The 7,905-nt window shown below is 67.4% G+C and carries 7 protein-coding genes and 1 tRNA gene; 3 read left to right on the top strand and 5 right to left on the bottom strand.

The window, feature by feature from the left end; all coding sequences use genetic code 11:
* Positions 1–299 precede the first annotated feature (299 nt).
* The 3 genes from Amac_RS50155 to Amac_RS50145 form a co-directional block, all read right to left on the bottom strand.
* A tRNA-Thr gene (locus Amac_RS50155) sits at positions 300–372 on the bottom strand.
* Positions 373–483: 111 nt separating this feature from the next.
* Positions 484–972, bottom strand: coding sequence for a hypothetical protein (locus tag Amac_RS50150; protein ID WP_155361498.1), 489 nt, complete (start codon positions 970–972; stop codon positions 484–486).
* Between the two features lie 57 nt (positions 973–1,029).
* Entirely contained in the window at positions 1,030–1,224 is a 195-nt protein-coding gene (locus tag Amac_RS50145; RefSeq protein WP_246269219.1) for a transposase, read from the bottom strand.
* Between the two features lie 128 nt (positions 1,225–1,352).
* Between Amac_RS50145 and Amac_RS50140 the strand changes: the two genes are divergently transcribed.
* Positions 1,353–1,994 (top strand): hemerythrin domain-containing protein, encoded by a 642-nt coding sequence (locus tag Amac_RS50140; protein WP_155361496.1) that lies wholly within the window; start codon positions 1,353–1,355, stop codon positions 1,992–1,994.
* A 159-nt stretch (positions 1,995–2,153) separates the two neighbouring features.
* Here Amac_RS50140 and Amac_RS50135 read toward each other — a convergent pair whose 3' ends face one another.
* The gene (locus Amac_RS50135) at positions 2,154–5,414 is read right to left on the bottom strand and encodes an ATP-binding protein (protein ID WP_155361495.1); all 3,261 of its coding nucleotides are present in this window, start codon (positions 5,412–5,414) and stop codon (positions 2,154–2,156) included.
* A 92-nt stretch (positions 5,415–5,506) separates the two neighbouring features.
* On the bottom strand, positions 5,507–6,781 hold the full coding sequence (locus Amac_RS50130) for an RNA-guided endonuclease InsQ/TnpB family protein (RefSeq protein WP_246269218.1): 1,275 nt from the start codon (positions 6,779–6,781) through the stop codon (positions 5,507–5,509).
* Positions 6,782–7,096: 315 nt separating this feature from the next.
* On the opposite strand from Amac_RS50130, the gene Amac_RS50125 reads away from it, so the two are divergent.
* Together Amac_RS50125 and Amac_RS50120 are read left to right on the top strand one after the other, a co-directional pair.
* Positions 7,097–7,456: an ArsR/SmtB family transcription factor gene (locus tag Amac_RS50125; RefSeq protein ID WP_246269217.1), complete on the top strand. Its 360-nt coding sequence runs from the start codon at positions 7,097–7,099 to the stop codon at positions 7,454–7,456.
* On the top strand, positions 7,453–7,896 hold the full coding sequence (locus Amac_RS50120; protein ID WP_155361493.1) for an SRPBCC family protein: 444 nt from the start codon (positions 7,453–7,455) through the stop codon (positions 7,894–7,896). Before Amac_RS50125 ends, Amac_RS50120 begins: the two co-directional genes overlap by 4 nt.
* The last annotated feature ends 9 nt before the right edge of the window (positions 7,897–7,905 follow it).

The following is a 7,905-nucleotide window of genomic DNA, read 5'->3' as shown; positions in this document are numbered from 1 at the left end:
AGCCCTTTGGTTTCCCCCGGGCTCCGCCCGGCCCCTCGGCTCCGCCCGGCCCTTCCATCCCCGCGGTACCCACACCGGCGAGACCCGTGCCGTAATCGCTCACCCACGCAGCCCTTTGGTTTCCTCCAGGCTCCGCCCGGCCCTCGCCATCCCCGCAGTACCCACGCCGACGGGAACCCGTCCCGTAATCGCTCACCCACGCAGCCCTCGGTCGCCCTCTCCGGGACAAGGGATTGGGGGAAGAGCCAAAAGGTCGCCTCTGAATGATCAGAAGCGACCTGTCTGTGCAGCTAGATGGGAGCCCCCAAACGGAATCGAACCGTTGACCTTCTCCTTACCATGGAGACGCTCTGCCGACTGAGCTATAGGGGCGGTATCCGTGTCGCTCGCGCGCCGCGGACAGGTGCAACCATACACGTCCGCCGCGACGGATGCGAAATCAAATCCGCCCTCCGACACGCCCGACCAGCACCCCGCCCGGCGTCACGGAGTGGCTAGGGTTCCGTTGAGATCGGCGCCCTCTTGCTGGGCCACCGGCAGGTCCACTTGGATGTCATATTTCGAGAAATACGCCTGCCCCTGAGCCATCTTGATCGAGCTCAGCGTCACGGTCGCGTCATACGGTTTGTCCAGGCACTCCGGCAGGCACCAGCTGCCGCTCAGCTTCCCGGAGCCGACAGCGGTCTCCGGCCCCCAGTTCTGCCACGTCAACTTGCTCAGCGAGCTGAACTCCGAGACCACGAGATCGGCCGGCCGCTGATCGGGCCTGCCTTGCTCGTCGCCGAAGGAGTTGAAGACGTAGACCGTGGCCGGAGGCGTCTCCACCGGGGTGGCGGAAATCGGTTCAGGAGGGGTGGCGGTCGCCGTACTGGATGATGGGGTCTCGCTTGCCGAAGGCGTACCTGATGGGGTGGAAGCGCCGCAGGAGACGGCGGCTAGAGAGGCGGCGGCGAGGGCGATGAGCAGGCGCATACTTCGACGTTAGATGGGTTGGCCTGCGGATTCTCGGAATCAACGCAACAGTGGCGGCTACGGAACGGCGGCCCAGCGGTCGGCGGCGCGGCGGGGCAGCGGAATGACCTCGCATAGGTCGGCAAGGTCGACATGTCGGGCGACGGCCTCGACCGAGAGGCAGTCGGCGACCACTTCGCCGTTCCGCCGGACACGCAGCACCTGGCGGCCGTCGAGAAACGCGGGCACGATGTCGTATCCGTCCGGTCCCACCCATCGACTGTCCATAGCTCGACAAACTAGCGTCCAGCACCGTCATTTTCGGGCAATGACACACGCCACTCGCGTTTCACCAAGTCGACACTAGGTCGACATTAAGCGGCCAGGCGCACCGTAGGTCCATGACGACCCCAGATCTCACCGGACTCCGGATTATTCACCGCGCGATGCGTGGCGACTTACACCGTCTTGTCGCCCTCACCGAGGCGATCAGCGCAGGCCGCACCGACGTCTCCCCCGCCCGAGCCACCGCCATCGCGCACTTCGTCGGCCAGATCCGCCACACCATCCATCAGCATCACACCCGCGAGGACGAGATCGTCTGGCCGCTGCTCGAGCGCTCGGCCGGCGCCGCCGTCGACCTCACCGACCTGTCGGACGACCACTCGGCTCTCGATCCGCTGCTCGCCGAGATGGAATCCGCCGGGCGCGCTTTCGCCGCGAACCGCGACAACATCGCCCCTTTGGCCGCCGCTATCCGCAAACTCTCCGAACTCCTCGACGAACACATCGAAGAGGAGGAACGCCGCATCTTCCCCGTCATCACGAAATACGTCACCGTCGCCGACTGGGAACGCGCCGAAACGGCCATCCGTAAAGGCGGCAGCATCAAGTTCGACCTCGCCTGGGTCTCCCACTACGCGACCCCAGCCGAACTGGCTCATATCCGGTCCAAAGCGGGCCCCATCATCACCCTGATGATCGCGATGATCCGCCCCGGCCACCGCCGCCGCCAGCAACTCATCTTCGGCTCAACGAGTTGATCCTCACCACAACAGCTCATCCCCGCCCCCGGGACTCGTGCGATCCCTCCCGGACTGGCGGGGATGGCTGGAGACGGCCATGCCCCGGACCACGGCCACCCGATCGGGGTCTCGTGCCTCTCGCGCCGTGGTCCGAACTTGCCCCAAGAGCAAGAAAGATCACAGACGGTGCAGTGCCTCGCGGGCCTGCCGGGCGAAGTGGGTGGAACCGACTCGATCGGCGGTTTCAACGGCTGAGGTGTAGTGCGCCCGGGCGGCGGCTGGGTCGTTGAGGTATTCGGCCAGTTCGCCGAGGGTCTGGTCGATCGGACCCAGGGTGACCGAGCCGCTGTGCAGGCCCGCGATCTCCCCGGACAGCTGTCCGAGTTCGCGATAGCACCACGCGGCGACCTCGCGATTGCCGAGAATCATGGCCGTTTCGGCGCGCAGGACGGTGAAGCACGCCCAGTAAACCTCGGGCTTGGTGGGGTAGTCGGGCCGCCAGGCGGCGCGGGCCTCGTCCACGTGCCCCGCCGCGATCAGGGCGCGAATGTACACCTCGTGGAGCTCGTCGCCATAAATGTGGAGAACGTCGTTGACTTCCTGCAGCGATTCTCCGCCACGCCCCGCCAGATGCCGTACCGCGAACCGGGCCACGGCTCCGAAAACGGCTGCGTTGATTCCGCCGGTCTCGGCGATTCGGTCGGTGAGCGTCCCGTATGCCGCCTCGGCCGCGTCGAACTCGCCCGCTATGACCAGGTCGAGCGCGTCGAGGATGGCGACGATCGCCAGCATGTGGCCGAGTTGCCCGCTCGTGCTGTATTTGGTGGCTTGTTCGGCGTGCCAGCGCGCCTGTGCCCGGTCGCAGTTCCCCAGCGACACCATGACCATGCAATAGTGCCCGAGCGCTTGGTAGCCGGGCAGACCATGCGCCTCCGACACCTCCAGCAGTTGGCGCCCCGCCGATGCCAGCTCGGTACGGCGTAGCGGAACGACAAGCACCCAATACAGTCCATTGAGTGCCATACAGAGCAGGACAGGATCGTCGAGGTCACGGGCGATCCGCATCGCCTCGGCGCTCGCGGCTTCGATAGCCGGATGGTCAAGTCCTTCCAACTGGTGACATAGCGCGACAAGCAGCCGGGCTCGGAGCGGCGGGTCCGCCGACGGAATCGACTCCCGGATGGCGGCGACCATCTCCGTTTCCATGGTGGCGCTCGCCCGAATCGTCCAGATCAGGGGAGCGTCGAGGCACGCCGCCCGGGCGAGTCCCTGCGGATCGCCCATCCGCCGGGCCAGCGCCACCGCCTCGGCGCGCACCCGCACCGCCGCCGAGATGTCCCCGGCCAGCGCCTGCGCCGACACCAACCTGCACATCACGTCCAAAGTGAGCGCGTCGTCGGGCTCCGCGGCTTGGTCGAGGGCCTCCAGCGCGCCCTTCAACAGGGTGACCGCTTCGCGGTGCGCGTACAGACCGGAAGCCCTGTCCGCGGCCCGCAATCCATATCCGGCTGCCCGAATCGCGGTGGCCGGGGTCGCCGCCGCGAGGGCATGATGACCGAGAGCGCCCACATCGCCTGGCCGTACCGATTCGAGGGTGGTGAGCACTTTCTGATGCAGCCGGGTGCGCCTCAACCGGGGAATGTCCTCATAAAGGGTTTCGCGCACCAGGACATGCGCGAACCTCACCTTTCCCGGCGCGGGCTCGGTGAGCAATCCGGACAACACCCCCGCTTCCAGCCCGTCGAGCACGGTCTCCTCGTCCGCCTCCGGCAACGCGATCAGCACATCCGCGTCGGCGTCTCGCCCCAGCACGGCCGCATTGCGCAGCGTCGTCTGCGCCGTCGCCGGCAACCGCGCCAGCCGTCGCCGGATCACATCCCGCACCCCAGGCGGCAGCCGGTAAGCCGCAGAAACCCCTTCCGCTCCCAGCAGCCGCGCCATCTCGCTAACAAAGAGCGGATTCCCCCCGGTACGCTCCGCGATCGTGACGATCGTCGCCGTCCCCACCTCGACTCCGGAACGTTCCCGGACAAGCGTGGCCACATCCGCCACGCCCAGCCCGTTCAGCGTCAGATTCTCCGCCGCCTGTACGGCCAGCGCCGCCCGCGTCGCCATAAGATCGTCATTGGTTTCCGTCGGCCGATGCGTGAGCAGCACCAGCACCGGGGTTTCGGCCAGCCGAACCGCGAGGTGGCGCAGCAGGTGCAGGGTCTCGTCGTCGGCCCGGTGCACGTCCTCCAGCACGATCAGCAGCGGCCCCGGCACCTCGTCGAGAAAATCCCCCACCGCCCTGGCCAGCCAGAACTGCCCGACCGGCGGCGCGTCGTCGGTCAGCAGCGGCGCCAGCCGGGGGGCGAGCTCCGGAGTCAGGGGACGAACCCCGGACAACTGCCGCAATACCTCGCTCCACGCCCACGCGGGCGGCACGCCTCCCAGCGTCTCCGGGCAGCGCCCGACCGCCGTCGTCCAGCCCACCGCCGCCAACTGCCGCGCCAGCGCCTCGGCCAGCGTGCTCTTGCCCGCGCCCGCGTCCCCGCCCAGCCAGGCGACCCGGAAACCACCCCTGGCCAGGTTCGCCGCCGTCGTCAGGCGGGCAAGCTCGGCCGTACGCCCGACGATTCCGGGGGCGGCGGGAGCCGCGGCACGCTTTGGCCGTACGGGCGGAGGGGTGAGCTGAAGTGTTTCGGTCTGAGCGAGAATGTCGCCCTCGAGGGTACGCAAAGCGGGCCCCGGATCCACGCCCAGCTCGTCGGCCAGCGTCTCCCTGGTCCGCCGGATGACCGCGAGCGCCTCCCCTTGCCGCCCGGCGCGATAGTACGAAAGCGCCAGCAACCGCACCGCGTTCTCCCGCAACGGATGCGCGGCGACATGCCGCTCCAAATCCGGTACGGCTGCCGCGTGCCCGCCCAGCGCCAGCCCCGCCTCCGCGCGGTACTCGACGGCGACCAGTTTCAGCTCTTCCAGTTGGGCGGCCTCCGCGACCGCCCACTCCTCGTCGGCGAATTCCGCGTAAGGCGACCCGGTCCACAGGCTGAGCGCCTCGTCGATGCGCTTGATCGCGGTCGCCGGTTCGCCCGCGTTGAGCACCCGTACGGCCTCGTCGATCAAGCGCGGGAACCGCCAGGCGTCGACCGCGTCGTGGTCCAGCTGGAGCCGGTATCCCGGGGGCGCGCTGACCAGGACCGTCGCAGGCGTGCGCGGCAATCGTCCGGGTTCGAGGACCCGGCGCAGGTTGGACACGTAGACCTGCAGGGCGCCGAGCGCCTTCGGGGGCGCCTGGCCCTGCCAGAGATCGTCGATGAATCGATCGGTTGAGACGATATGTCCGGCAGCGGAGACCAGCCGTGCCACAACGGCACGCTGAAGCGACGTCCCCAGATCGACGGGATGCCCCGCCACCTCGGCCGTCAACTGCCCCAAAACACGTATACGCACCATCGTTGGAGAAGCATAAGCGGGTCAGTATCGGTATTGGCATCCGTCCCGGCGCCGGGGCTCCCCACGTCGCCGTGGAGTTCTTACTGCTTCTGCTACGCCGCCTGAGCATCGTAGGTTGCGGGCGGTGCCAGGGTCGGAATTGCCTCACCTGGTCTTACCCGCCCTCGACAGTCGTTTCGGGTGTCCGCCAGCCCGGCGGCCACCATGTCCTGCCTTCCCCCGGCCGGGGACGCCACCGCCACCTGCTCACGCAGGCGGATGCCCTCGGCCAGGATGTTCAAGGCGGCGGCGAGGTCGCGGTCGTGACGCTCCCCGCAGGATGGGCAATCCCACTCCCGCACCTCCAACGGAACCTTTCCGTTCCGCCAGCCGCAGCACGGGCACAACTGCGAGGAAGGGAACCAGCGGCCCACCGTGACGAGCCTCCGCCCATAGCGGGCCGCCTTCCCACCCAGCAGCGTACGGAACCCGCCCCAGGACGCATCGCTGACCGATTTGGCCAACCGGCCGCGCACCAGACCCCGCACCGCCAGATCCTCGATCACCACCGTTTGGTTCTCACGGATGATCGCCGTACTGGTCTGGTGCAGGAAATCCCGACGCGCGTCGGCCACCTTGGCGTGCTGGCGGGCCACCGCGATCCGCGCCCTCTCCCGATTCTTTGATCCCTTCTGTTTGCGCGACAGCGCCCGCTGCAGCCGGGCCAGCCGTCTGGCGCGGCGGCGCAGCCACCGCGGATTGGCGATCTTCGTGCCGTCCGACAAGACCGCATAATGGGTCAACCCCAGATCGATGCCGATCTCGGCCTCTGCGTTGGGCAGCACCTGCCCGGCGTCCTGGACCTCGATCACGAACGAGGCGAAATAGCGGCCCGCCGCATCCTGAATGACCGTGACCGACGACGGCGCCGCCGGCAGCTCACGCGACCAGCGCACCTCGACCTTCCCGATCTTGGCCAGGTAAAGCGTCCCGTCACCGGGAAGGCGGAAGGCGGTGCGAGTGAACCGGGCCGACTGACGCCGATCCCGGCGCGACTTGAACACCGGCAACCCCATCCGCGGACCGCGTCGTTTCCCGCTGACCGAGTCGAAGAAATTCCGGTATGCCTGGTCCAGGTCACGCAGCGACTGCTGCAACGGGACCGGGGACACCTCACCCAGCCACTCCCGCTCCGGAGTCCGTTTCGCCGCGGTGATACAGATCTTCTGCAGATCTCCACCGCCGATCCAGGGCAGTCCAGCCTTACGCGCGGCCTTGCGCTTCGCCAGCGCGTCATTCCACACCACCCGGACACAGCCGAACAACCGCGCCAGCGTCTGACGCTGGGAGGCGTCGGGGTAGAGCCGGTAGTTGTAGCGAAGCCTCACCCGGCCCCCTCTCCACACCAGCCGCACGTAGCCACTCACCGTCACGACTCGAACACACTAGCGTGTTGTCGATGACAGCGGAAGCCGAATACCAGCGCAGCAGACACGCAGCAGACACCGCACCTCTGCCAACCTCCGCGCGCACGTTCATCCGGTCACTGCGACCACATAACGGTGGGATATCACGGAATTTCTTCATGGATGGCCTGGTGGGCTTCAGGCTGGGTTGGACCCGAAGCGCGCACGGCAGTCAGACTTGCAAGATCCACAACTACTTGGTTGTGCAACCTGTTAGTTGTGGATAGGGTCGGGGGTGTGACGGTTGTTGAAGACGAGTTGAGTCTGGTGTTCTCGGCGCTGGCCGACCCCACCAGGCGCGCGATCTTAGAGCGGTTGGCTCAGGGCGAGGCGACGGTGAACGAGCTCGCTGAGCCATTTGCCATGACGCAGCAGGCGGTCTCCAAGCATCTGAAGGTGCTGGAGCGCGCCCGCCTGATCTCACGGACCCGGACCGCGCAGTCACGCCCCTGCGTCCTGGACACCGAGCACCTGGACGTGGCCGCCGGCTGGATCGCGCGCCACCGGCAGATCTGGGCAGACCGGCATGACCGGCTCGACGCGCACCTGACCGCCCTGCGAGCCGGGCAAACCCAGGACGGGGAAACGACACGATGACCGAAACCGGCGAACTGACCTTCCGGCGCGTGCACCGGGCCTCCCCCGAGTTGCTGTTCGACTGCATGACGACGCCCGAACACCTCACCCATTTCTGGGGCCCGACCGGGACGACGACGCCGATCGGCAACATCACCATCGACCTGCGGCTCGGCGGCGTCTTCGAAACCACGATGGTCAACGACGCCGACGGCAGCACCTACACCATGCGAGCCGTCTACGTCGAGGTACGTCGTCCCGAGCGGCTGGTGTGGATCGAGGCCGATGTCGAGGGCGGCATGCGTACCACGATCACCTTTGTCGATCTGCATGACGGGCGGACCGAGGTGGTCACCCACCAGACCAACGTTCCAGCTGCGTACCTCAGCGCCGAGGCCCAGGCCGGATTCATCACCAGCCTCGACCGGTTCGAGGTCTACCTGGCCGATCTGAACGAGTAGAAGGATCTA

The sequence above is a fragment of the Acrocarpospora macrocephala genome, assembly GCF_009687865.1.
In the GTDB taxonomy this organism is placed as follows: domain Bacteria; phylum Actinomycetota; class Actinomycetes; order Streptosporangiales; family Streptosporangiaceae; genus Acrocarpospora; species Acrocarpospora macrocephala.
The sequence above is the reverse complement of the archived record's forward strand: the minus strand, read 5'-3'. Positions and strand labels throughout refer to the sequence as shown.

Coding starts and splice junctions, on each gene's coding strand:
- Amac_RS50120 (WP_155361493.1), top strand. CDS start 7,453: ATGACCGAAACCGGCGAACTGACCTTCCGGCGCGTGCACCGGGCCTCC.
- Amac_RS50135 (WP_155361495.1), bottom strand. CDS start 5,414: ATGGTGCGTATACGTGTTTTGGGGCAGTTGACGGCCGAGGTGGCGGGG.
- Amac_RS50140 (WP_155361496.1), top strand. CDS start 1,353: ATGACGACCCCAGATCTCACCGGACTCCGGATTATTCACCGCGCGATG.
- Amac_RS50150 (WP_155361498.1), bottom strand. CDS start 972: ATGCGCCTGCTCATCGCCCTCGCCGCCGCCTCTCTAGCCGCCGTCTCC.